Raw genomic sequence first — 21,502 nt, 5'->3', positions numbered from 1 at the left:
GCCTAAGGCATCGGACCAAAGTCGGAGTGGCGGGCGATGGCCTAAAGCCAAGGCACGCGTCGCCCGCCGGACGCTTGAGAGGGATGCCGGCGGCGGCCGGTGGCGCCGCAAGGGGTGGCTCAAGTGGCGCAGCGCGCAAGCGGTGCGCGGTCGTGCAAGAGGTGTGTAAGGCCTGCGGACAGAAGGGTTTGAGGGACATAACCGAATGTCGCCCGCAGCCTGGTGACATCGGCAAGGGAGCGGCGAACGTCTCCCGCGCGCGCGGGCCTGAAGTCGCATACGATAGGCCGGCCGGCGAGCGTCTCGAAGGCGTTTATGAGGGCGAGCAGGTCTTGTTCGATGCCGGTCCCGACGTTCATGACCGTGCATGACAGATCATCGCGGGCCAATGCGCGCGCCAATACCTCGACCAGATCGTCGATGTAGACGAAGTCGCGGGTCTGGCGACCGTCGCCATAGACGACACAGGGCGCGCCCGTAGCCAGGCATCGGGCATACAGGCTGATGACGCCCGAGTATGGGGAGCTGGCATCCTGGCGAGGGCCATAGATGTTGAAGAAGCGAAAGCTCGTGGCATTGACGCCCCGCGTGCGCGCGAAGTACGCGAGGTAATGTTCGCCGGCGAGTTTGTCCGCGGCGTAGGGAGAAAGCGGCGCCAAAGGCGCGTTCTCGGGGACCGGGGCGGGCGCGGCATCGCCGTAGACCGCGGCCGAGCTTGCATACAGTACGCGCGGTACCTGGCAGGCGCTGGCGGCCAGCAGGGTGTTCAGGGTGCCGCCGAAATTGGTGGCATGGGTGGCGAGCGGGTCGTGCATGCTCGCCTGGACCGACGCCACCGCCGCAAGGTGCACGAGGGCGTCCATGCCGTGGGCCGCGCGCATGAGCGCCTCGCGGTCGCGTACGTCGGCGATCACGAGGCGTGCCGCGCTGGCCGGCCCTTGCAGGTTGTCGCGTTTTCCGGTCGAGAGGTTGTCGAAAAGCGTCACCGTGTGCCCGTCGATCACGAGACGGTCGGCGAGGTGGGAACCGATAAAACCAGCACCACCGGTGATCAAGACTTTCATACGTGCACCGTTCATGGCCCTGCGGCCGAGCTGTGGGAAGACGCTCTCATGGTGGGGACCGGTTGCCGTGCGCGGTATCCTGCTTTCGGCTTATTGCTGCCGGTATCCAAGGCCAGTAGCGTGGCGGCCTGAAGCGGTTGGCCATTGAAATGGCAGGCCGGGAAGGTTCATGGATGAACAGGGACGCATGATGAGCACAGTAGCAGTGGTGGGATTGGGCTATGTGGGGCTGCCCTTGGCAGTGGCCTTCGGCAGGAAGTGGCGTACCATAGGCTTCGATCTTGACGAAGGGAAGGTCGACAGCTATCGGCATTTTTGCGACCCGACGGGAGAGGTCACGAGCGATGAATTGCGCGCGGCCCGTCAGCTTGCGGTGACAACGGATCCCGCGGCGATCGCCGAGGCCGATTACGTGGTCGTGGCGGTACCGACGCCCATAGACGCCGCGCACCAGCCGGACTTTGGACCGCTCGTCCGCTCCAGTCGCACGGTCGGCGAACATTTGAAGCGCGGCACCGTGGTCGTATATGAGTCCACGGTGTACCCGGGGGCCACCGAGGAGATCTGTGTGCCCATTCTCGAGCAGCGCTCGGGACTCGTCTGCGGGCGGGACTTCCATGTCGGATATTCGCCGGAGCGCATCAATCCGGGGGACAAGGAACATACCCTGGCGCGCATCATGAAAATCGTGGCCGGCGATGATGCCGAGACCCTTGAGAAGGTCGCGGCGCTCTATGGATCGATCATCGAGGCCGGCATCTATCGGGCGTCGTCGATCAAGGTCGCAGAGGCCGCGAAGGTGATCGAGAACACGCAGCGCGACCTCAATATCGCGCTCATGAATGAGTTGTCGATCCTGTTTCACAAGCTGGATCTCGATACCGGCGAGGTGTTGGCGGCAGCCGGCACCAAATGGAATTTTCTGCCGTTTCGTCCCGGTCTCGTGGGCGGCCACTGTATCGGCGTCGATCCCTATTATCTGACCTACAAGGCCGATAAACTCGGGTACCATCCGCAGGTGATCCTGGCCGGCCGGCGTATCAATGACGGCATGGGCCAGTATGTCGCCGAGCAGACGGTCAAGCAGATGATCCGCGCGGGGAGCTCGGTAAAAGGGGCGCGCGTCAATGTGTTGGGGCTCACGTTCAAGGAGAATTGTCCGGACCTGCGTAACTCGCGGGTCATGGATCTCATTGGCGAGTTGCGCTCATATGGCGCCGAGGTGTTCGTGCATGATCCGGTGCCGGCGCAGGACGCGGCCCGCGAGGAGTATGGCATTACGCTGCTGCCATGGGAGGAGTTGCCGGTTGCAGATGCCATGGTGGTGGCCGTGGCGCACACGGATTTCTTGACCCGGGACGTGGAAACCCTGGCCGCCAAGGTCAGGTCCGGGGGGGTGTTCGCCGACGTGAAGGCGCGATTCGACGCCGCGGCACTTTCGGCATGCGGGCTTTCGGTCTGGCGGCTATAATGGTGCGGTAGGACGCAAGGACGGTGATATGCATATTTTGATTACCGGGGCGGCCGGGTTCATCGGCTCGACGCTCGCCCACAAGTTGCTCGCGCGCGGGGATACCGTGACCGGGGTCGACAACCTGAACGATTACTACTCGGTGGAGCTTAAGAAGGCGCGGCTTATGCGTCTCGAGGCCCAGCCGGGGTTTACTTTTCGCCATCTGGATATAGCCGACCGCAAGGCCGTGGCCGAGCTGTTTGCGACCGGCCATTACGATGCCGTCATGAATCTCGCGGCGCAGGCCGGCGTGCGGCATTCCTTGAAGGATCCGCATGCCTATGTCGACGCCAATATCGTGGGGTTCGTGAACCTCCTCGAGGGCGCCCGCCACGGCGGGGTCGGGCATTTCGTGTATGCCTCCTCGAGTTCCGTGTATGGGTCCAACAGCCGGCAGCCGTTTTCCGAACACGATGGCGTCGCCCACCCGGTCTCCTTGTATGCGGCCAGCAAGCGCGCCAATGAACTCATGGCGCACAGCTATGCCCACCTGTTCCGTCTGCCGTGCACGGGCCTGCGGTTCTTTACGGTCTATGGGCCGTGGGGGCGTCCGGACATGGCATTGTTTTTGTTCACCAAGGGGATCTTGGAGGGCACTCCCATCAAGGTCTTCAATCATGGGCGCATGGTGCGCGACTTCACCTACATCGACGACATCGTGGAAGGGGTGGTGCGCGTGATCGACCGCCCGGCGCGACCGGCCGACGGCTGGTCGCCGGCCGCGCCGGATCCGGCAACGAGTGACGCCCCGTTTCGTCTCTATAACATTGGAAACAACCAACCGGTCGAGCTCATGCATTATATCCACGTGCTCGAGGAGCGGCTCGGCCGCAAGGCCCGGCTTGAGATGTTACCCATGCAGCCGGGGGATGTCCCCTCGACGGTTGCCAATGTCGACGATCTGGCCTCCGATCTCGGCTTCAAGCCCGCGACCTCCGTGGAGACCGGTATCGACCGGTTCGTGGAGTGGTATGTCGGCTATTACAAGGGCGGGCACGCGGCCGGCGGGGCGGGCGGCCGGCGGGTCGGCCGCGTGCCGGGCCGTAGGTGCGGGTTAGGTAATGGTGGCGGCGAGCAGGCCGCGGTAGCGGCGCACGAGATCGCCCTTGCCGCCGAGCAGCGTGAAGGCCGCGAGCAGCGCCCGGCGGCCGGCATCGTCGCCAAAGTGCCGATCGGTTCGCACGATCGTAAGCCACTGCTCCAGGGCCTCCTCATGGCGACCGGCGAGGAGGTAACGCGCCCCGAGGGCCAGCCGCGCGCGCAAGTCCTCAGGGTGCGTGCCGACAGTCCGCTCGAGATCGGCAAGGGGCGGGGCGCCGGCGGCCATGCGCACGAACTCGAGCCGCGCCATCACCGCGCCGATCTCGGCGTCTCCCAGGGCGCGTGCCGACAGACCTTTTAGCACCGCCTCGCTTTCGGCGACCCGGCCCTGCTCGCATAAGAGCCGCCCGAGATGGGCGGTCAGCCGGTCGTTTCCCGGATCCGTCTCGTGCGCGGCCTCAAGCCGAGCAAGGGCGCCGGCGCGGTCGCCCGCGGCTTCCTGGTCGAGGGCCGCACTTAACAAGGCATCCGAAGGCCTGTCGATATGGGTATCGAGCAACTCGCGAATCATCCGTTCCGGCTGCGCCCCCACGAATTGGGCGACCTCTGCGCCCTGCTTGAAGAGCTTCACGGTCGGCAGGCTGCGCACGCCGAAGCGGGTCGCCAGACCTTGCTGTTCGTCGCTGTTGACCTTGGCAAGAAAAAACCGGCCCTGGTACTCTTCAGCCAGTTTGGCGAGGATCGGCATGAGGGACCGGCAGGGCCCGCACCATGCCGCCCAGAAGTCAACCAGTACCGGCGCCTCGCGCGAGCGGGCGAGGACGGCATGATCGAAGCTGCTCTCGGTGACGTCGGTCGTGTAAGGCGACGTGGCCATGGATCCCCCTTTGATTCGGTACTCGGGTGATGTGCGGTCACATCGAGCGAATATCAAGCGGGGGAAATGGCGCTCCCTAGGGGATTCGAACCCCTGTTACCGGCGTGAGAGGCCAGCGTCCTAGGCCACTAGACGAAGGGAGCGGTGCGCGACGATTCTTGGCCGCGGCGAAGCGGTGCTATTATACAAGGCTCTCTGCAAATTGAAACAAACTTGGGCTCGGGAGGGTTCTTTTTCCTTTGACAGACATCAGTAAGGCGCCGGGGATTGTGGATGCCACATCCTACGGCTTGATACCGGGGAGGATCAGTCCGCAGGCCCGTCAGGTCATAGAGCGGCTGAAGGACGCGGGTTATACCGCTTATCTGGTCGGGGGTTGCGTGCGCGACCTCATCCTGGGCCAGGAGCCCAAGGATTTCGACGTCGTGACCCAGGCGCGGCCCGAGGAGATTCGTCAGGTGTTCCGCAACGCGCGCCTGATCGGCCGGCGCTTCCGGCTGGCGCATGTCCATTTCGGGCGCGAGATCATCGAGGTCGCCACGTATCGCGCCGCGCCTTCCGCGGACTCGGAGGACGACAACGGCAATGTCTTCGGCACCCTGGAGGAGGACGCCTTCCGCCGCGACTTCACGGTCAACGCCCTCTATTACGATCCCGATGAGGGTCTCATCACGGATTACGTCAACGGTCTTCATGACCTGACGCATGCCAGGCTGCGTGTCATAGGCGACCCGGAGGCGCGGTTTCGGGAGGACCCGGTGCGCATGTTGCGCGCCGTGCGCTTTGCCGCCAAATTGCGCCTCCAGTTGACCGAGGACGGGCGCCGGTTGCTGCCGGCCCTGGGACCGCTTTTGCAGGGCGTCGCGCCGGCGCGGCTCTTTGAGGAGGTGCTGAAGCTCTTTCACACCGGTAATGCCGCCGCGACTTACGAGACGCTGTGCGAGCACCGGCTGTTCGAGGTGTTGTTCCCGGGGGTGGCGGCGATCCTGGGTCCGCATGCCGATCGCGACTCGTTGCTCGGGCGGGCGCTTGCCAATAGCGATCAGCGCCTGTCCGAGGGCAAACCCGTGACCCCGGCCTTCCTGTTTGCGGCGCTGCTTTGGGAAGGTGTGCGCGAAGAGGCCATGCACAGCATTGCCGAGGGTGCGATCCCGGTCGAGGCGTGGACGCGGGCCGCCGAGCATGTGCTGCGCGAACAGTTGCGGGTCATTATGATCCCCAAGCGCTTTAGCGTGCCGATGCGCGAGATATGGGGCTTGCAATCACGCTTCGAACGGCGCGCCGGGCGCCATGCCTTCCGCTTTCTGGAGAGCAAGAGATTTCGCGCAGCCTATGATTTTCTCGGGCTGCGCGCCGCCTCCGGCGAGGCGCCGGCGGCGTTGTTCGACTGGTGGACGCGCTTCCAAGAGGTCACCGCCGACGAGCGCGAGGCCATGGCGGGGGCCTTGAGCACGCAGCAGGGCGAGAAGCGTCCGCGCAAGCGGCGTAGACGGCGTGCGGCCGGCGGTTGATGCCATCGTGGGGCTGGGCGGCAATCTCGGGGACACCGCCGCCACTCTGTCAGCCGCGCGCGAGGCCCTTTCCGGCCTTCCGCAGACCACCCTGGTGGCGGCCTCCTCCCTCTATCAGACGGCCGCCATCGGGGGGCAGCGACAGCCGGATTACCTGAATGCCGTCTGTCGGTTGCAGACGGCGCTGACGCCCGAGGGGTTGGCTGATGCGCTTTTTGCCATCGAGAAACGGCTCGGACGGGTGCGTACCGGCGTGCGCAACGAGCCGCGCGCCATCGACATCGACCTCTTATACTATGAGGGTGTGATCCGGGAGGACCCGGCCTTGCGTCTACCCCATCCGCGCCTGCAGGAGCGCGCCTTTGTGCTGTATCCTTGGGTAGAGATCATGCCGGATTTCCGGATCCCCGGGCTCGGGGCGCTGGCGGACCTCGGACAGGCGGTACGTGATCAGCGGGTGGAGCGACTGGATAGGCAGTGGTGAGGGGGCTTCGGTGAAGGGACAGGCAGCGGTGCCAATATCATTGTCCGCGGGATCGTTTCTGGTCATTGAAGGGCCCATCGGGGTCGGCAAGACGAGTCTCGCCCGGCGCCTGTCGTTAAGTCTCGGTCTCGAGGGTCTGTTCGAGGAGCCGGAGGAAAACCCGTTTCTCACCCGCTTTTATGAGAATCGCCGGGCTTACGCACTGGCCACGCAGCTTTTTTTCCTGTTCCAGCGCCGTCGTCTGCTGGAAGACCTCGCCCAGGGCGATTTTCTGCGCGCCGGGGTTGTGGCGGATTTTCTATGGGCCAAGGACCGGGTATTTGCCCGCATCACGTTAGATGATGATGAATGGCGGCTCTATGAGCAGATCACGTCGACCATGCCCGAACCCGTCCAGACGCCCGATCTCGTGATATTCCTGCAGGCCCCCGTGGATGTGTTGATCGACCGGATCCGCCGTCGGGGTCGCGGCTATGAGCATGTGGACCGTGACTATCTGGCGGCGCTCGCCGAGGGGTACACCGAGTTCTTTCATCGCTATCAGGACTCGCCGCTGCTCATGGTCAACGCCGCCGAGGCCAATTTTGTCGAGAGCGACGAGGATCTGGTCTCACTCATCGAGTCGATTCGCAGCATTCATAGCGGCCGGCACTTCTTCAACCCTTTGGCGTCGAGGACCGGATCATGACCATGCCCGCGCCCGAGGCCATGACCATACCACGGCTCGTCGCCCTGAAAAGGGAGGGCCGTAAGATTGCCGCCATGACCGCCTATGACGCGAGCTTCGCGCGCGCCATGGATGAGGCCGGCATGGACGTCATCCTGGTCGGCGATTCGCTCGGCAATGTGGTCCAGGGGCGCAAGAGTACGGTCCCCGTGATCTTGGAGGACGTGGCCTACCACACCCGCTGCGTGGCGCGCGCGGTGAGTCGTGCCCTGCTCATGGCCGATCTCCCGTTTTTGAGCTTTCAAGGGAGCGCCGATCGGGCGCTGGCCGATGCCGCGGTCCTTATGCGCGCCGGTGCGCACATGGTGAAAGGGGAGGGCGCCGGTCCGTTCGCAGCGAACGCCGCCTATCTGGCGGCACGCGGAGTGCCGGTCTGCGGTCATATCGGGCTGACCCCGCAATTCGTCCACAGCCTCGGCGGCTATCGGGTGCAGGGCCGCGGCGCTCACGGCGCGCGGCTCCTGGCCGAGGCCAAGGAGCTGGCCGATGCCGGGGTCTCGCTTCTCGTTCTGGAGGCAGTACCCGCGGCGCTCGCCGCCGAGATCAGCGCGGCGGTGGCGGTGCCGACCATCGGCATCGGGGCTGGTCCCTCATGCGACGGCCAGATCCTGGTCATGCATGACGCCCTGGGGATGGGGGCGCGCCGCCCACGCTTCGTACGGGATTTTCTGGCGGGGCAAGACGGTATCACGGCGGCGTTTGCCGCCTACATCGACGCCGTGCGGCAGGGCATCTTCCCCGCCGCCGAAGAGAGCTATGGTGAATAGGCCCGTGCTCCGCGGCCGAGCCCCGTCCGGCGCGGCCTGTGACCCATGATCGTCGTGCGTACGCTCGGCGAATGGCTCAAGTATCGGATGCAGTGTCCGGATGACATCGGCTTCGTGCCGACCATGGGTGGGCTGCATGATGGTCATTTGGCGCTCGTTGGCGCCGCGCGCCGTCACGCGCGCGTGGCGGTCAGCATCTATGTGAACCCGTTGCAGTTCGGACCGCAGGAGGACTTTGCCGCCTATCCGCGCACCGAGGAGGCCGATTGCGCACGGCTCGCCCAGGCCGGCGTCGACGCCGTCTTCCTGCCGGCCGAGGCCGCCATCTATCCGCACGGTCGCGAGCAGCACACTGAGGTGCGTGTGCCGGGGCTGTCCGAGGATCTGTGCGGACGCTACCGTCCCGGCCACTTCGAGGGGGTGACGACCGTAGTCGCGCGATTGCTCGGTGTCGTGCGCCCGCGAGCCTGCTATATGGGCAAGAAGGACTACCAGCAGTGGCGGATCGTGACACGCATGGTGGCGGACCTGATGCTCCCGGTTACCGTGACTGGTATCGATACCGTACGCGAGCGCGATGGCTTGGCCCTCAGCACGCGCAATACCTATCTCAGCACCGCCGAACGCGCGCGCGCCCCGGGTCTCTATGAGACCTTGACACAGGCCACGGCGCAGGTGGCCGCCGGCATGGCGCCGGCAGACGCCGAGGCGGCCGGGATGAGGCGCCTTGTGGCGCTCGGGTTCGTGCCGGACTACCTCGCCGTGCGGCGCGCCGCCGATCTTGCACCACCAGCTCCCGACGACGCCGAGCTTGTGGCGTTGGCCGCGGCGCGTCTTGGGCGTACCCGGCTCATCGATAATCAGGAATTTCGCAGGACCGGGCGGGGCGATGGCGGGCATTGGCAGGGATGCGCGAAAGCCGGATAATACCCCCATGCAGAAAACCATGCTTCACGCCAAATTGCACCGTGTGCGCGTCACCCAAGTCGAGATCGACTACGAAGGGTCGGTGGCGATCGATGCGACCTTGCTGGATGCCGCCGGTATCCGCGAGTACGAGCGTATCGATGTCTTCAATGTTCGTAATGGTGAGCGCTTCAGCACCTATGCCATACGCGGAGAGCCGGCCTCCGGCCTCATCTCGGTAAACGGCGCCGCGGCCCACAAGGCGGCTGTCGGTGACCTCATCATCATCTGCGCCTTCGGCATCTACGAGGAGCACGAGGCCCATGCGATGAAGCCCCGCCTCATCTATGTCGATGCCGGCAACCGCATCGTGCGCAGCAGCCACACCATACCCATGCAGGCGGCCGGCTGATCGGTCATCCGGCGATCTCTTCGGGAGAACAGAAAAACGAGGTAGGCGGCATATGCCGGGCGGCGTAGAGGCCGTGGATCGCAAGACCCGAGGCCGGAGCGTGCGGACATCATGTCTCGCCAGTCCCCCGGGGCCGCGACGGATCCGTCCCGGCCCCGGGCGGTATCACATGAGATCGATCGGCTCGCCGTGCTCGATCGGGCCCTTGTGCTCCTGGTCCTTCTTGGCCGCCGACAGGAGCCCGGCGACGACGTTGATCACGAGCAGGGTGATCATGACCGGGGCAAAGCCGTGCAGAAAGGCCTCCTTGCGCAGCGCCACCGGCAGGTCCTTGAAGACCGTCACCTTATGGTCGTGTTGAATGATGTAACCATGCTCGATGGAGGTGAAGATCACGCCCGAGATATCGACCCCGAAGATGAGGCCAAGGGCGCGCATCATATTGAGGATGCCGCCCGCCACCCCCAGGCGCTCACGTGGGACCGAGCCCATGATGGCGGAGTTGTTGGGTGGCGTGAAAAGGCCCATGCCGATTCCCAGGATGACGAGTTCGACGATCAATATCAGCATGTTGGGGGAGCGGCCGGTGAAGATCAGAAGCAGGGTCGCGAGCGCGCACACGGCCATGCCCCACGTGGTCATGAGGCGTGAGCCGTACTTGTCGGAGATATTGCCGGCGAACGGGGCCACGATCGCCATGGCCAGCGGGATGGGCGTGAGGATGGACCCTGTCACGACCGGGTTGTAGCCGGCGATCTTTTCCAGATAGAAGGGCATCAGGAAGAGCACGGCAAACAGGACATAATAGGACAGCAGTCCGGTCAGGTTGCCCGCCCAGAACGCATAACGCTTGAAGAGCGTGAGATCGATCATGGGGTGCGCGACGCGCATTTCGGTGATCAGGAAGGCGGTGAGCAAGACGGCGGCGAGCGCGAAGTAGGTCAGGATGATGGGGGCCGTCCAGCCGATGGTCTCGCCCTCGTTGACCGCGAGTACCAGGAAGGCAAGCCCGGTGGCAAAGAAGGCGGTGCCCAAGTAGTCGATCTTCTCGCGCGCCTTGCCGGAATGCTCGGCCGCCGGCAGACAGTAGAGCGCCGCGAACGTACCGATGATACCGATCGGCACATTGACGTAGAAGATCGCCCGCCAGCTGACCGCCGAGATCAGGATACCGCCGACGAACGGGCCGATCGACATGGCGACCGCCTGCACCGCCCCCTGAATACCGATGGCGCGTCCGCGCTCATTGCTCGGGAATGCGGCGGTGATGATCGCCACCGAGTTGGCCTGGAGGAGGCCCGCGCCGATCGCCTGCAGGATGCGCGCGCCGATCAGAAAGCCGGCGGAGGAGGCCAGTCCGCAGAGCGCCGAGCCGACGGTAAAGACCACGAAACCGGTGTTGTACATCTTGGTGCGCCCGAAGATATCGGCAAGACGCCCAAAGAGGGGAAGGAAGATGGTGAGAGTGAGCATATAGGCCATCGCCACCCACTCGATGACCGCCAGATTGACCTTGAAGTCCCCTTGGAGCGTCGGCAGGGCGACATTCACGATACTGACGTCCAGGGCCGACATCGACGCCCCGATCAGGACGGTGATCAGGATGAACCAGCGCCATTTGGGATGCGAACTGAAGTAGGGGTGGGGAAATCGAGATTCCACGCAATGGTCCTCTCAAAGTCAAGGCCGCAGAACACCTCCAGCGCGCCTTGCGGCGGCCGTGGCTTGCCTGAGACCGGCTAACGGGGCTACGTCCGCCAATCCGCGAAAGTTATACCCTGGTTACTCGTCGTCCCTTGTCAGATGGCGTATCGAACGCAGGGTTCGAAGGGATCGCAAAAAGGCGCCGATTGGGTTACGTACTATACGCGCCGTCACTGCCCCACGCCAGTGATTTTTAGCATAAACTTATATAGCGAAAGGTATACAGGAAGGGCCACGGGGCTCGTGCCAACGGGAATCTCCCATCACACGCCATTTACGGCGCCAGTGCTTTGGGTCTCATAAAAACTGTTCGGGGGCGCTAACGGGAAACCTGAGAATGGCGATAAGACCGCCCGCTCCCCCCTTTCGAAAGTGCAGATGGCCACCATGCAAGGCCATGATGCGGTGACAGATCCGTAAACCGATGCCTGAACCGTGGCCGGTCTGGCGCGGCAGCGTGCCCTCATTCATGGCCGCCAGAGTCGCCGCGGAAACACCTAGGCCGTAATCCCGCAGGCGGACCTCCGTGTAATCCGCGTCATCCGTGACCCCCATGTCCATTCGTCCGCCGCCGTAGCGCCTGATATTGTCAAAAAGGATGCGGAACACCCGCTCCAAGGCGAGTGGCCGACAATACAGGATACGTTCACCCTGTTGCCCCGAGGAGTCGAGGTCGACCTGAAGCCAGCAGTTCTAAATGTAGGAATGATTATCAATACCGGGTCACGGCCACGAACCGGTATGTCCGGGGGCTGGACAAAAGTTACGGTTCACGGTATAAAGCGCTGGGTCATAATATTCAGCGAGCAGAGCTTGGCTTTTCCGTTAGTTGGGAGCCCCCTTGATTTTGGCTCCTCAGTAAAATTCATGGGTGAGCTTTGGCTCAGGAAGCTTGCCAAGTGCATGATATAGCGCCATTTCGAGGATCTCCGGGGATCGGAAGCCGTACGATTTTCTGATGGTCAGTCCGTACGATTTTCTGATGGTCAGTTTGGCCTTGGTGTTCAGGCCCTCGACGATGCCGTTGGAGATCTGGCCTTTGGCCTTGAACCAGTTCAGGATCAGCGGTCGGTGGCGCCGGCACATCCGGGCCATCTTCTTCATGGGTTCGATGCGGGAGCGCAACGCCGTCGTGCACCAGGCATCCAGGAACTTGCCGGCCCAGGTCGGCGAGGCGTACTCCCAGAACTGCTGGAAGTCTTCCTTCAGTAGGTAGGCCCGGACGCTTTTCAGGTTATAGCGCAGCAGTTCTTTGAGCCGTCCCTTCTGGGGGGTGGTGAGATTCTCGGAGCGCTTCAAGAGGCACCAGCGGGACTTCTTCAGCACCGGCTCCCGGCCATTGCGTACCAGCTCTCGGGCCTCCTCGGCACGCACCTCATCCAAGGCGTCATTCATCTTGGCGACGATATGGAAACGGTCGAGGATATGCACGGCTTGGGAACAGCGTTCCCGAATCACGCGGATATAGGGTCGCCACATGTCCGAGCAGACGAACTCGATGCCGGCGCAGGTCTCCGGCCCCAGCATGGTGAAGAAGCCCTCGAAGGTCTTCACGGTGCGTTCCTTACCCACCCACAAGAGACGCACCATGCCGGCCTCGATCTGATAGGCGAGCGTGAGATATTTGTGCCCCCGGCTGTAGGCGATCTCGTCGACCCCGAAGGCCTTGATGGGGCCCAAGACCCGGTGTTCCAGCCCCCAGCGCACGATCCACTCGACCGAGCGATACACCTGATCCCACGAGGTATGAAACGACCGGGAGACCTCCAACCATGAGAGTTTCCGGGCCCAGGTCGCAAGGAACTGCATGTAGGCCGTCGTCAAATGGTGTTTACCGCAGGCCCAGGGCAGGATCTCGGCGACAACGCCGCATGTGGGACAGTCCACACGCCGTCTTGCGTAAAGGAAGAAGACCGCGAATCCCCAAAACGGAATAAACTCAAAGGACCGTTCAGGCAGCCGGTCGTAGCCCGCCCGGCGCTTCCCGCAGCCCGAGCAATAAGGCTTTGAGCCCTGACGGGGAATCACCTCGACCTCGATGGTGTTGGGGCGAGTCTCGGCAAACCAGGTCTTACCATACACGAAGCCCTTGAAATGATGACAACGATTCAATAATGTCGTGAGTTCCATGGTTAAGCGCGCAGCCTCCTCGATTCAGGGTTCGCCACGGGTGACAACGATTCAATAATGTCGTGAGTTCCATGGTTAAGCGCGCAGCCTCCTCGATTCAGGGTTCGCCACGGGCGTCTTCGGAGGCCCTGGTGACACTCAAGACCTATTGTAAAGACACCGGCCATGCGGCCGGCAATGTCGAGCGCTGGCCGCAGAGTTGGGCGGGCTTCCCCGATCTGGACGTGCCCGTGGGCGAACGGATCGTGGCGGAGTTTACGCCTTTTCTCCTCACCTTAATTGCCGAACGCCGGACAAAGAAAACGGTGAAGAAATACGCCGATTATCTCTGGATCTTGGGCGGCGAGATTATTCATCGGACCCACTTCGAGGAGCGCGACCGGCGACTATCCGGTCGCGCCCTCATTCTCAAATACATTTACGCGCAGGGTGGTCCTTTGTGGAACGATGCGCGTTATGTGCGCGAGCATGAGGCCTACGATACCGTGTGTGCCCACTTCTACCGGTTCCTGACGGGCTCCGAGCCCTGAATTGCACCCGATGCGCGTTATGTGCGCGAGCATGAGGCCTACGATACCGTGTGTGCCCACTTCTACCGGTTCCTGACGGGCTCCGAGCCCTGAATTGCACCCACTAATTTCGCTGAAGAGCCAAAAAAGGAGGAGGGATGGCGTGAGTGAGTTTGTGGAACAGTTGCGCGCTGATTGGCGCGGGCGATGTTCGCGTATCCGAGCACGGGTACGATGGGTTGGCCGAGGACGGGCTCACCGCGAGAGAAGTCATCCACGGAGTCCTGGATGCGGTGCTGGTTGAGGAGTATGCGAATTATCCCGGGCCCATGCGCACTTCTGTTGCAGAAGGACGGGTCCGGCGCCCCGATTCATGTTGTGTGGGGTATCCTGAAGGGACATGATAGGCCTGCCGTTCTGGTCACTGTGTACCGTCCAGACCCCGTCCGGTGGGACCCGTCATTTACCAGGAGACGGTCGCAATGAAACAGCGAAAGAAAACCAAATATGTGCACGAATATGTGCACGAAGGCCGCTACGTGGCCGAGGTCGAAGTCGGGCTACTGGAAAATGAGACCGGCTGGTCGCCCTACCTGAGCATCGAAGAGGCCTATAAGCTGGACGGTGTGAGGGAGGCTCTTCGTCGCGGGGACGTCGAATCGGCCGCGAAGTATGGGCGAATCTACGAGCTGCGCCCCGTTGCGCACCCGTAGCGGAAGACTCATGCCGCCGAAGGCATGAACTGTGAGGGAGGCTCTTCGTCGCGGGGACGTCGAATCGGCCGCGAAGTATGGGCGAATCTACGAGCTGCGCCCCGTTGCGCACCCGTAGCGGAAGACTCATGCCGCCGAAGGCATGAACCAAGACCGCGATGGGCGCAAGATGACGGGGCCTCGCCTGGGGAGGTTGTCTCTGGCGAATGCGGCGGTGGGCGCCATCCTGGAATTTCTGTATGGGTGGCTTACACGGCAGGCCGAATGACGCCGCCGCTCCGGCAACGATGACGGGGCCTCGCCTGGGGAGGTTGTCTCTGGCGAATGCGGCGGTGGGCGCCATCCTGGAATTTCTGTATGGGTGGCTTACACGGCAGGCCGAATGACGCCGCCGCTCCGGCAACGAGGCAAGACGCCCGCCCTGGTTGGGGAGGCCGCCGCCTGGGAGAAGTACAGGGGGCTGTGACGCTGGCCATCGGCGGGCCGGGGTGCCGTCTGTTAGAATGAGGTCATGCTTCCGCGTGAGGAGGGGATAATGTTGGCATCCGAACTCGAGAAGGTCGCGCGCACGCTTTCCGCGAAAGAGCGGGCGCGACTTGTCGAAGCGTTCCTGGAGTCGCTTCAGGACACGCCGGCCGCCGAGGTGGCGACCGCCTGGAACCGCGAGATAGAGGCGCGCCTTCACGCCTATGAGCGCGGTGAACTTCAAAGCCTCCGCGCCGAATCGGTGTTTGCGCAAGCGCGCCTCCTCGGCCGGTGAAATCGGCGCGGTTCTTGGCGCCCGCGCGCACCGAGTTTTGAGCCGAAGTCGCCTTTTCTACGGCAGCTGAAGTTTTTGATGCCACGCCTGCGTAACTTTACGCACGGCATGGGACAGCGAGAAGACGGTCCCGTCGTCGAGCATCGCGCGGACATCGACTGCCCTCGACCCGCCATAAGGCGCAGTGTTGTAGGCTGTCGTTCCAAACGCCCCCACGGAACGCTGCCTGACCTGCGTTGCCTCAGTCATTTTTCGCGATTTTCGGTTGAGGCGCGCGTGCTTGCTAGCGTCTGCGGTATCCTCGACAATTTGAAAAAAGGAGTGGCCGTGGTGGCCCGAGACGCGCGTGTTCGCCTCAAGGTTTTGGCGGACGCTGTCCTTCTCTTCGCCCGTGTCCACACACCAATAATCCACCGTGTGGTTCAGTACAATCGCGGCCAGGCGACCGCGGCGAATATTGGCGGGTTGGGCGAGATACTCGTCAACCGTTGGTTGAACGACTTCCTTAAAGAATTCTTCGGCGAGAGGGTGCTTGGCCATCTGTGGCTCCTACCGTGAGCGCGCTTTCTTGCGTCATGCTACTTCAGGGCGTGGGGTGATGCCGTGGCCGATAAAAGAGTAAGGGCCGGGCTTCCCGCTAAACCAAGCCCCTTAGCTTGTTTCCGAACGGGAGCCCTCATTCCCGCGGCTCCGTCTCTCTTGCGTTTCCCCGCGGCATCCTCTAATCTCATGACTATTTTACTGGTCAAAGAGGGATGCCGGGATGCGCACCGTGAATCTGGCCGACGCCAAGGCGCGTTTGAGCAAAATCCTGAATGATGTGGAGGCGGGCGAAGAGGTCATCATCACCCGCCATGGTACCCCGATTGCCCGCGTCGTCCCGGCGCGTGGGCCGCGCATACCCCGATTGCCCGCGTCGTCCCGGCGCGTGGGCCGCGCAAACCTCTGCAATCGCTCGCCGCCTTCCGCGCGCAGTTTCCGCAAGTGCGCCAGTCCAGCGCCGAACTCATCCGTAGGCTGCGCGACGAAGGGTACTGATGGTCTACCTCGATACCAGCTTCATCGCCCCGCTTGCGATTGCCGAGGCGAGTAGCGAGCCCGTCGAGGCGTTTCTTCTCAGTCGCAAGGCCGAACTCGCCACATCCCAGTGGACGCGGGTGGAGCTGGCAAGCCTCGTGGCCCGGCGGGTCCGCATGGGCGAGTTGGATGCCGACCAGGCAGAAGCCGTTCGCGCGGCGTTCGACCGCCTGTTGGCGGAATCTTTCACGATGCTGACCGTCGCTACGGCGGACTTCGCGGCGGCCGTGGCGTTGCTCGCAAAACCCGACACCGGACTGCGCGCCGGGGATGCCCTGCACCTCGCCATTGCGAGGAATCACAGGGCGAAAACGGTGTATACGCTCGACCATGGGCTTCTCAAGGCCGGAAAGCGGCTCAAGCTTCCGGTCAGCGCGGGGATTGCAGTGTAAGGGGTCGACATTCGGTCCATGGGGGTGGACACAAGACCTATGACCTTCTCCGAAGTCGCCAACGGCATCTGGTCGGTGGCCGACGGCAGGCGCCGCTCCTTTGTCAATCAAGTTGGCGCGACTTGTGGCGTCGCGCGCGAAGTCTCTCGTTCGGCCAAGAGTCCTTGCAGTGTTTCACGTCTTCTACGCCTACTGAGCATCCGTACCACCCTTCCCAATGGAGGGTGTTGGTCGTGTCTATTTTGGCGCCATTATTTTTAGTTTTCTGCAAAGCTCGCGCCACCTTTTTCCATGCCTTGACATTGAGAACGTAAAAGTCCGGGCGCTCATCGTCGAGTTTCTTATGAAAATCCACAAATACCAGCAGGTCGCCCTTTTCCCAGATGCCTGTCACTTTGGGCCAGGTGCGGCCGGTCTTAGACTTGACTGAGACCCGAAAGAGGCGCCGCTCCGACTCAGTCAAGGGATATTCAACGATAAGGTCCGTCTTCTTGTGGTTTCCGAGGGTAAGCTGGGCATAATAGCCCCGTTTGCAGAGTTCCGAGGCGACGGCGTATTCGCCGGTGAGCCCCACCGACTCCTTGCTGATGACCGGTCTCTTCTGCGCGGCTTTTTCTCCTCAGAATGTAAACCTCACCGACAAGATGCCCGGCGCCAGATGCACAGGTTGCAGAACAACATCACAATAGGGGGGTGTTACGACTCGATTCAAGCATTTTGTCCCATATTGTCATGACCTGTTGTATGGCGTGGGACAGCGAGAAGACACTCCCGTTGTCCAACTTCATATTCACGCCCACTATGGCCGTCCCGCCCATTGGCAGAGTCGCCATAGGAAACGTGCCTAGCGCCCCAATGCGGTGGTGCACGACTTGGTTTGTTTTTGTAAGCTCCGGTGCTGGTGTTCTTCTGTCCAATTCAAGCCTCGCGTGTTTACTGACGTCGGCGACGTCCATGACAGTTTGAAAGAACGAGTAGGTACGAAAACGCGTGGCGTCACTAAGCGTTTTACGGATGGAGGTGAGGCTTTTCCCGGTATCTTCATGCCAATAATCGGCTCTATCCGACTTTCCCCACGGTATCGACTTGATAATCAGGCAGGGCTGATGGGTGTGGCGGCGTAAACGGGCCAGGGTGGGATAGGCGTTAGGTGGGGTGATATCTGTCGGGGCGTACAAGGGCTTGCAATGGAGGGTAAACACAGGTCTCCTCTCAGTTGTTGACCAGTCATCGACAAAGAGAGGAAACCCAGAGCCGCCTGACGTTGCTGGCGAAAATACACCGCCTGAAAGACCTAAAAATCACCGCCTTCTCATTCCAACAACGCGATACGGAACGCCATCTCTGGGTCAAGCCCTTCAAAAACGGTTGCCGCTGCCCAGTGTGTGAGCGCCGCTGCCCAATCGTGCGCCAGGCCCAGGAGGCCCGATCCTGGGAGGACGTAGCGATCTTGGGCCGCAAGACCCTGTTCTGGTATGCCCCCAAGGAGATCCTCTGCCCGACCCATGGGCTCGTGCAGGAGAAAATCCCCTGGGCCGCCCCTTATGCCCGCATCACCTATCGCCTGGAGTTTCGGATCTGCGCGCTCTGCCAGATCATGACGCAAAAGGCAGCGGCCGCCATACTGAAGATGGCCCCATCGACGCTCTCTAACTGTCTGCACCGGGTCATCACCCGGGTGCGCACGGGCCACACGATCCGGGGCTTGGTGACCCTCGGAGCCGATGAGATCGCGTATTGCAAAGGCCGGAAATATGCCACGATAATCTATGATTTGGACCGTTCGCACGTCGTGTGGGTGGGTCAGGGCAAGGGGCGCGAGACCATCGACCGGTTCTTCAACGAACAGTTATCGGATGGCCAGAAGCAGCGCATTCGCTGGGCGAGTTGCGACAGGGGCCGCGCCTACACTGGGGCCATTCAACACCACTGCCCGAACGCCACCCTCGTGATCGATCGCTTTCATGTGGTGAAGGCCTTGAACGAGGCGCTCGATGCCGTCCGGAAAGACGAGTGGCGGGGACTGGATAAGCGGGGGCGTCAGGCCATCAAGGGGCTGCGGTGGATGCTCGGGATGCAGGCGCGGAATCGCTCCAAGAAACAGTCGCGCTTCTTAAACGCGCTACGCACCTCCAACCGGCGCATCCATCGCGCCTGGCATTGCCGGCCGCATGGCCGGGTCTTGAAGGATGAGTTCGAGCGCATCTGGCATTTCACATATCCCGGTGCGGCGAGGCAGTTCTTGAAGCGCTGGATGACGGCCGCCCTCAGAAGCCGCTTACCCTCGCTGAAGACCTTTGTGACCACCGTACGGAACCACTTCGACAATATCCTCTCCTTCATTGAACGCCCGCTCACCAATGCCGTGGGCGAAGGCATCAACCGTCTACTCAAGATCGTGAAGAACCTCATTGAACGCCCGCTCACCAATGCCGTGGGCGAAGGCATCAACCGTCTACTCAAGATCGTGAAGAACCGGGCCTCGGGATTCCGCGGTTTGGAGCCCTTCGCTGACCTGATCTTCCTGACCATCGGAGACCTCGATATCCCTGCGCACATTCCTTCCGATTTGCGTACGCTGTGAGGGCAGAGGAAAACACTATGAGGCTAGGGAATCTGCGGGTTTTATTGGTGGGGAGATCCGGATATAGCCCATAAAGTTGCAGGATCTCCATGGGTTCGAGTGTGAGGTCGGTGCAGAGTAGAAATATCGTGCCACGATGAGGGTGGTGGACGATCACGAATCGGACGAGGTGTCCCACGGGGCGCCAGATCAAATCCATGACGCGGTACCGCACCTGCACAGTGTTCTCACCGTAGACAGGACTGGGCGCCTCGATGAAGGCATGCTCCTCTTTGGCCGCGTCCTTAAGTCGCACCTTGTGACCATAGAGTTTTGGCCTTCCCTTGCCGCGACTGACAGGTGTTCTCACCGTAGACAGGACTGGGCGCCTCGATGAAGGCATGCTCCTCTTTGGCCGCGTCCTTAAGTCGCACCTTGTGACCATAGAGTTTTGGCCTTCCCTTGCCGCGACTGACAGGCGCGGGTGCCGGCCAATAGGCCACCACGTTGCCCTTGGCCCGTGTCAGGAGGTGGTGGCCACCGGCCAGCAAGGGCAGGATGATTTTTGCGCTCGCGTAGTAGGCGTCGGCGATGAGCACGGCCAGCAAGGGCAGGATGATTTTTGCGCTCGCGTAGTAGGCGTCGGCGATGAGCAGCACCTGCCGCTGGCACACCCCGACCAATGTCAACAGGAGCGCCACCAGTTTATCGAGGAGTGTGCTGGCATCGCGGTTGGAGAACACCAATCCCTCATGGATCCGCGACACCAGCGGTACGGCAGCCACCTGTCCGGCCGCGCACTGCACCAGCAGGGAAATGGCCTGCATCGAGTGCCACGGCAGCCACCTGTCCGGCCGCGCACTGCACCAGCAGGGAAATGGCCTGCATCGAGTGCCCCATGATGTAGGTAGGCTTAGTGTTACCGGCAGATTGTTGATGCAGCAGCTTCACGCCCGGCATCTTGCGACCCTCCTTGGGTGCTTTTATCCCGTCGGCGAGGAAGACCAGGCGCGAGTTCACCTCAAATGGACGAAACAGCCTCAAGCATAGGCGTAGCCAGCAAGCCGTCAGTGTTTCGAGATGGAGTCCTGCGCTGTGGAAGAAATGCAGGAAGCGGTGATAAGCCTTGCCGGAGAAATCGAGCGCTCGCACGAAGCTGGTAACGCCGGCATTGTCCGCGCGGCAGCACAGACCTGCCAGAGTCAGTAGCATCCAGAAAGAAATGCAGGAAGCGGTGATAAGCCTTGCCGGAGAAATCGAGCGCTCGCACGAAGCTGGTAACGCCGGCATTGTCCGCGCGGCAGCACAGACCTGCCAGAGTCAGTAGCATCCAGAGGAATGTGCGGGTACGGGAACACGCTGGACGCAGTTCGCGCACGGCTGTCAGCCAATAATTCCAAAGCATAGATTCTCCACAAAGTGGCGCGCAATGTCCGATAGCATTATGATGCTCTCGGACGCAACATGCTATACTTCAGGGACCGAAACAGAGATCTATTTCATCATGGCCACGAACCGCGAAACGACACTAGAGAAACAGATAGAGAAAACCAAGAAGGCGTTGGTGGCGCTGGGAGATATCATGCTATACTTCAGGGACCGAAACAGAGATCTATTTCATCATGGCCACGAACCGCGAAACGACACTAGAGAAACAGATAGAGAAAACCAAGAAGGCGTTGGTGGCGCTGGGAGATATACGCCCAGGCAGTCTGTCAAAACAGTACAACGTATGTGGCAAACCGGGATGCAGCTGCAAGGCAGACCCGCCTAAAAAACACGGTCCCTACTACCAGGTGAGCTACACGCGCAAGGGAACGAGCAGCAGTAAGTTCGTCAAAAAAGAAGATTTGCCTGAAGTGCGAAAGCAGATCAAGAATTACGAGAAGATGAAGCTACTGGCGGACCGCTGGATTGATTTGGCGACGGAATTATCCAATCTCAGGGTCGCCAAAGAAAAAGCTAAAATCACAGCGAGAACTTAGCACTGTCTAGTAAAATTCAAAGACTTTACAATAAGGTGAGCGACGGCTGGTGGTTGTACCATGCGCCCGAATCCTTCATTCAGTCCCATCTAGCTTTGCATATCGCCCATAATGGCGAGTTCTGTGTCTATCCGGAGTGTTCGCCGAAGCGATGGAAAGCCTCTGTGAGCCGAGGAAACGGCACCAAGCCCAGAGGACGCCCATTCAGCGCGCATAACAAGAAGCGGTTTGATTTGGTGATTTGGCGCAAATCCGGGAAACGGCCAAGGGCTATTGTCGAAATTAAGAGGGCCGTCTACGCAAGTCCTTTGGTGGAAGATGCCGGAAAGATTGTAGAGGCTCCTCAGTTCGGTAAAAAACACCGCGA

At 61.7% G+C, this 21,502-nt stretch carries 25 protein-coding genes, 1 tRNA gene and 1 pseudogene; 16 read left to right on the top strand and 11 right to left on the bottom strand.

What is annotated here, in order from left to right:
- Positions 1 to 119: 119 nt before the first annotated feature.
- The gene (locus C4901_RS11810) at positions 120 to 1,064 is read right to left on the bottom strand and encodes an NAD-dependent epimerase/dehydratase family protein (RefSeq protein ID WP_205735975.1); all 945 of its coding nucleotides are present in this window, start codon (positions 1,062 to 1,064) and stop codon (positions 120 to 122) included.
- Positions 1,065 to 1,254: 190 nt separating this feature from the next.
- On the opposite strand from C4901_RS11810, the gene C4901_RS11805 reads away from it, so the two are divergent.
- A complete protein-coding gene (locus C4901_RS11805; RefSeq protein WP_110138632.1) occupies positions 1,255 to 2,535 on the top strand; it encodes a nucleotide sugar dehydrogenase in 1,281 nt (426 codons plus the stop codon).
- A 28-nt stretch (positions 2,536 to 2,563) separates the two neighbouring features.
- A pseudogene (locus C4901_RS11800) lies at positions 2,564 to 3,565 on the top strand (NAD-dependent epimerase); the annotation flags it as partial.
- A 66-nt stretch (positions 3,566 to 3,631) separates the two neighbouring features.
- On the opposite strand, the gene trxA reads toward C4901_RS11800, so the two are convergent.
- On the bottom strand, positions 3,632 to 4,495 hold the full coding sequence (gene trxA, locus C4901_RS19485; protein WP_110137498.1) for a thioredoxin: 864 nt from the start codon (positions 4,493 to 4,495) through the stop codon (positions 3,632 to 3,634).
- A gap of 67 nt (positions 4,496 to 4,562) precedes the next feature.
- Positions 4,563 to 4,638, bottom strand: a tRNA-Glu gene (locus C4901_RS11790).
- Positions 4,639 to 4,734: 96 nt separating this feature from the next.
- Here C4901_RS11790 and pcnB point away from each other — a divergent pair.
- From pcnB to panD, 6 genes are read left to right on the top strand one after another with little or no spacing between them, the layout of a single operon-like run.
- Positions 4,735 to 6,006: a polynucleotide adenylyltransferase PcnB gene (gene pcnB / locus C4901_RS11785; RefSeq protein ID WP_110137497.1), complete on the top strand. Its 1,272-nt coding sequence runs from the start codon at positions 4,735 to 4,737 to the stop codon at positions 6,004 to 6,006.
- On the top strand, positions 5,990 to 6,490 hold the full coding sequence (folK, locus tag C4901_RS11780; RefSeq protein ID WP_110137496.1) for a 2-amino-4-hydroxy-6-hydroxymethyldihydropteridine diphosphokinase: 501 nt from the start codon (positions 5,990 to 5,992) through the stop codon (positions 6,488 to 6,490). The genes pcnB and folK overlap by 17 nt, the downstream gene beginning before the upstream one ends.
- A 28-nt stretch (positions 6,491 to 6,518) precedes the next feature.
- Positions 6,519 to 7,178 (top strand): deoxynucleoside kinase, encoded by a 660-nt coding sequence (locus C4901_RS11775; protein ID WP_110138631.1) that lies wholly within the window; start codon positions 6,519 to 6,521, stop codon positions 7,176 to 7,178.
- 20 nt (positions 7,179 to 7,198) lie between these two features.
- Positions 7,199 to 7,984, top strand: a complete 786-nt coding sequence (gene panB / locus C4901_RS11770; RefSeq protein ID WP_370445983.1) for a 3-methyl-2-oxobutanoate hydroxymethyltransferase — start codon at positions 7,199 to 7,201, stop codon at positions 7,982 to 7,984.
- A gap of 45 nt (positions 7,985 to 8,029) precedes the next feature.
- On the top strand, positions 8,030 to 8,911 hold the full coding sequence (panC, locus tag C4901_RS11765; protein WP_110137494.1) for a pantoate--beta-alanine ligase: 882 nt from the start codon (positions 8,030 to 8,032) through the stop codon (positions 8,909 to 8,911).
- A gap of 7 nt (positions 8,912 to 8,918) precedes the next feature.
- Positions 8,919 to 9,302, top strand: coding sequence for an aspartate 1-decarboxylase (gene panD, locus C4901_RS11760; protein WP_110137493.1), 384 nt, complete (start codon positions 8,919 to 8,921; stop codon positions 9,300 to 9,302).
- Between the two features lie 165 nt (positions 9,303 to 9,467).
- On the opposite strand, the gene C4901_RS11755 is transcribed toward panD, so the two are convergent.
- The 3 genes from C4901_RS11755 to C4901_RS11745 form a co-directional block, all read right to left on the bottom strand.
- Positions 9,468 to 10,964, bottom strand: coding sequence for an MFS transporter (locus tag C4901_RS11755; protein WP_110137492.1), 1,497 nt, complete (start codon positions 10,962 to 10,964; stop codon positions 9,468 to 9,470).
- A 339-nt stretch (positions 10,965 to 11,303) separates the two neighbouring features.
- On the bottom strand, positions 11,304 to 11,615 hold the full coding sequence (locus tag C4901_RS11750; protein ID WP_370445919.1) for an ATP-binding protein: 312 nt from the start codon (positions 11,613 to 11,615) through the stop codon (positions 11,304 to 11,306).
- Positions 11,616 to 11,861: 246 nt separating this feature from the next.
- Positions 11,862 to 13,136: an ISL3 family transposase gene (locus C4901_RS11745; RefSeq protein WP_110137490.1), complete on the bottom strand. Its 1,275-nt coding sequence runs from the start codon at positions 13,134 to 13,136 to the stop codon at positions 11,862 to 11,864.
- A 71-nt stretch (positions 13,137 to 13,207) separates the two neighbouring features.
- On the opposite strand from C4901_RS11745, the gene C4901_RS11740 reads away from it, so the two are divergent.
- The 4 genes from C4901_RS11740 to C4901_RS11725 all read left to right on the top strand — a co-directional run bounded on the left by C4901_RS11740 (position 13,208) and on the right by C4901_RS11725 (position 15,118).
- On the top strand, positions 13,208 to 13,666 hold the full coding sequence (locus C4901_RS11740; protein WP_110137489.1) for a hypothetical protein: 459 nt from the start codon (positions 13,208 to 13,210) through the stop codon (positions 13,664 to 13,666).
- Between the two features lie 186 nt (positions 13,667 to 13,852).
- Positions 13,853 to 14,131: a DUF4258 domain-containing protein gene (locus C4901_RS19480; RefSeq protein ID WP_370445918.1), complete on the top strand. Its 279-nt coding sequence runs from the start codon at positions 13,853 to 13,855 to the stop codon at positions 14,129 to 14,131.
- Positions 14,128 to 14,358, top strand: coding sequence for a hypothetical protein (locus C4901_RS11730; protein ID WP_110137488.1), 231 nt, complete (start codon positions 14,128 to 14,130; stop codon positions 14,356 to 14,358). Before C4901_RS19480 ends, C4901_RS11730 begins: the two co-directional genes overlap by 4 nt.
- Positions 14,359 to 14,893: 535 nt before the next feature.
- Positions 14,894 to 15,118, top strand: a complete 225-nt coding sequence (locus C4901_RS11725; RefSeq protein ID WP_110138630.1) for an addiction module protein — start codon at positions 14,894 to 14,896, stop codon at positions 15,116 to 15,118.
- A gap of 57 nt (positions 15,119 to 15,175) precedes the next feature.
- Here the strand turns inward: C4901_RS11725 and C4901_RS11720 are convergent, their stop codons facing one another.
- Complete coding sequence (locus tag C4901_RS11720; RefSeq protein ID WP_110137487.1) at positions 15,176 to 15,658, bottom strand: hypothetical protein; 483 nt, start codon at positions 15,656 to 15,658, stop codon at positions 15,176 to 15,178.
- A 223-nt stretch (positions 15,659 to 15,881) separates the two neighbouring features.
- On the opposite strand from C4901_RS11720, the gene C4901_RS19475 reads away from it, so the two are divergent.
- Both C4901_RS19475 and C4901_RS11710 read left to right on the top strand, forming a co-directional pair.
- A complete protein-coding gene (locus tag C4901_RS19475; RefSeq protein ID WP_205735973.1) occupies positions 15,882 to 16,211 on the top strand; it encodes a type II toxin-antitoxin system prevent-host-death family antitoxin in 330 nt (109 codons plus the stop codon).
- On the top strand, positions 16,156 to 16,587 hold the full coding sequence (locus tag C4901_RS11710; protein WP_110137486.1) for a type II toxin-antitoxin system VapC family toxin: 432 nt from the start codon (positions 16,156 to 16,158) through the stop codon (positions 16,585 to 16,587). The genes C4901_RS19475 and C4901_RS11710 overlap by 56 nt, the downstream gene beginning before the upstream one ends.
- A 103-nt stretch (positions 16,588 to 16,690) precedes the next feature.
- Here the strand turns inward: C4901_RS11710 and C4901_RS11705 are convergent, their stop codons facing one another.
- Both C4901_RS11705 and C4901_RS11700 read right to left on the bottom strand, forming a co-directional pair.
- Positions 16,691 to 17,161: a hypothetical protein gene (locus tag C4901_RS11705; protein WP_110137485.1), complete on the bottom strand. Its 471-nt coding sequence runs from the start codon at positions 17,159 to 17,161 to the stop codon at positions 16,691 to 16,693.
- 106 nt (positions 17,162 to 17,267) lie between these two features.
- Entirely contained in the window at positions 17,268 to 17,789 is a 522-nt protein-coding gene (locus C4901_RS11700; protein WP_110137484.1) for a hypothetical protein, read from the bottom strand.
- A 17-nt stretch (positions 17,790 to 17,806) separates the two neighbouring features.
- Here C4901_RS11700 and C4901_RS11695 point away from each other — a divergent pair, with 17 nt between their 5' ends.
- Positions 17,807 to 19,171, top strand: coding sequence for an ISL3 family transposase (locus C4901_RS11695; protein WP_168185703.1), 1,365 nt, complete (start codon positions 17,807 to 17,809; stop codon positions 19,169 to 19,171).
- 284 nt (positions 19,172 to 19,455) lie between these two features.
- Here the strand turns inward: C4901_RS11695 and C4901_RS11690 are convergent, their stop codons facing one another.
- Together C4901_RS11690 and C4901_RS17340 are read right to left on the bottom strand one after the other, a co-directional pair.
- Positions 19,456 to 19,977 (bottom strand): hypothetical protein, encoded by a 522-nt coding sequence (locus C4901_RS11690; RefSeq protein ID WP_110137482.1) that lies wholly within the window; start codon positions 19,975 to 19,977, stop codon positions 19,456 to 19,458.
- On the bottom strand, positions 19,901 to 20,362 hold the full coding sequence (locus C4901_RS17340) for a hypothetical protein (RefSeq protein ID WP_145960709.1): 462 nt from the start codon (positions 20,360 to 20,362) through the stop codon (positions 19,901 to 19,903). The genes C4901_RS11690 and C4901_RS17340 overlap by 77 nt, the downstream gene beginning before the upstream one ends.
- A gap of 410 nt (positions 20,363 to 20,772) precedes the next feature.
- Between C4901_RS17340 and C4901_RS11685 the strand changes: the two genes are divergently transcribed.
- A complete protein-coding gene (locus C4901_RS11685; protein WP_110137481.1) occupies positions 20,773 to 21,135 on the top strand; it encodes a DUF6788 family protein in 363 nt (120 codons plus the stop codon).
- Positions 21,136 to 21,502: the final 367 nt, after the last annotated feature.

This window comes from Acidiferrobacter sp. SPIII_3 (genome assembly GCF_003184265.1).
Taxonomy (GTDB): domain Bacteria; phylum Pseudomonadota; class Gammaproteobacteria; order Acidiferrobacterales; family Acidiferrobacteraceae; genus Acidiferrobacter.
The sequence above is the reverse complement of the archived record's forward strand: the minus strand, read 5'-3'. Positions and strand labels throughout refer to the sequence as shown.

Excerpts from the sequence above, each read along its gene's own strand:
- C4901_RS17340 (WP_145960709.1), bottom strand. The coding sequence starts at position 20,362 with ATGCTACTGACTCTGGCAGGTCTGTGCTGCCGCGCGGACAATGCCGGC.
- C4901_RS11740 (WP_110137489.1), top strand. The coding sequence starts at position 13,208 with ATGGTTAAGCGCGCAGCCTCCTCGATTCAGGGTTCGCCACGGGCGTCT.
- panB (WP_370445983.1), top strand. The coding sequence starts at position 7,199 with ATGACCATACCACGGCTCGTCGCCCTGAAAAGGGAGGGCCGTAAGATT.
- trxA (WP_110137498.1), bottom strand. The coding sequence starts at position 4,495 with ATGGCCACGTCGCCTTACACGACCGACGTCACCGAGAGCAGCTTCGAT.
- C4901_RS11725 (WP_110138630.1), top strand. The coding sequence starts at position 14,894 with ATGTTGGCATCCGAACTCGAGAAGGTCGCGCGCACGCTTTCCGCGAAA.
- C4901_RS11805 (WP_110138632.1), top strand. The coding sequence starts at position 1,255 with ATGAGCACAGTAGCAGTGGTGGGATTGGGCTATGTGGGGCTGCCCTTG.
- C4901_RS19475 (WP_205735973.1), top strand. The coding sequence starts at position 15,882 with ATGCGCACCGTGAATCTGGCCGACGCCAAGGCGCGTTTGAGCAAAATC.
- C4901_RS11810 (WP_205735975.1), bottom strand. The coding sequence starts at position 1,064 with ATGAAAGTCTTGATCACCGGTGGTGCTGGTTTTATCGGTTCCCACCTC.
- panD (WP_110137493.1), top strand. The coding sequence starts at position 8,919 with ATGCAGAAAACCATGCTTCACGCCAAATTGCACCGTGTGCGCGTCACC.
- C4901_RS11685 (WP_110137481.1), top strand. The coding sequence starts at position 20,773 with ATGGCCACGAACCGCGAAACGACACTAGAGAAACAGATAGAGAAAACC.
- C4901_RS11730 (WP_110137488.1), top strand. The coding sequence starts at position 14,128 with ATGAAACAGCGAAAGAAAACCAAATATGTGCACGAATATGTGCACGAA.
- C4901_RS11710 (WP_110137486.1), top strand. The coding sequence starts at position 16,156 with ATGGTCTACCTCGATACCAGCTTCATCGCCCCGCTTGCGATTGCCGAG.
- panC (WP_110137494.1), top strand. The coding sequence starts at position 8,030 with ATGATCGTCGTGCGTACGCTCGGCGAATGGCTCAAGTATCGGATGCAG.
- C4901_RS11720 (WP_110137487.1), bottom strand. The coding sequence starts at position 15,658 with ATGGCCAAGCACCCTCTCGCCGAAGAATTCTTTAAGGAAGTCGTTCAA.
- C4901_RS11690 (WP_110137482.1), bottom strand. The coding sequence starts at position 19,977 with ATGCAGGCCATTTCCCTGCTGGTGCAGTGCGCGGCCGGACAGGTGGCT.
- C4901_RS11745 (WP_110137490.1), bottom strand. The coding sequence starts at position 13,136 with ATGGAACTCACGACATTATTGAATCGTTGTCATCATTTCAAGGGCTTC.
- C4901_RS19480 (WP_370445918.1), top strand. The coding sequence starts at position 13,853 with ATGTTCGCGTATCCGAGCACGGGTACGATGGGTTGGCCGAGGACGGGC.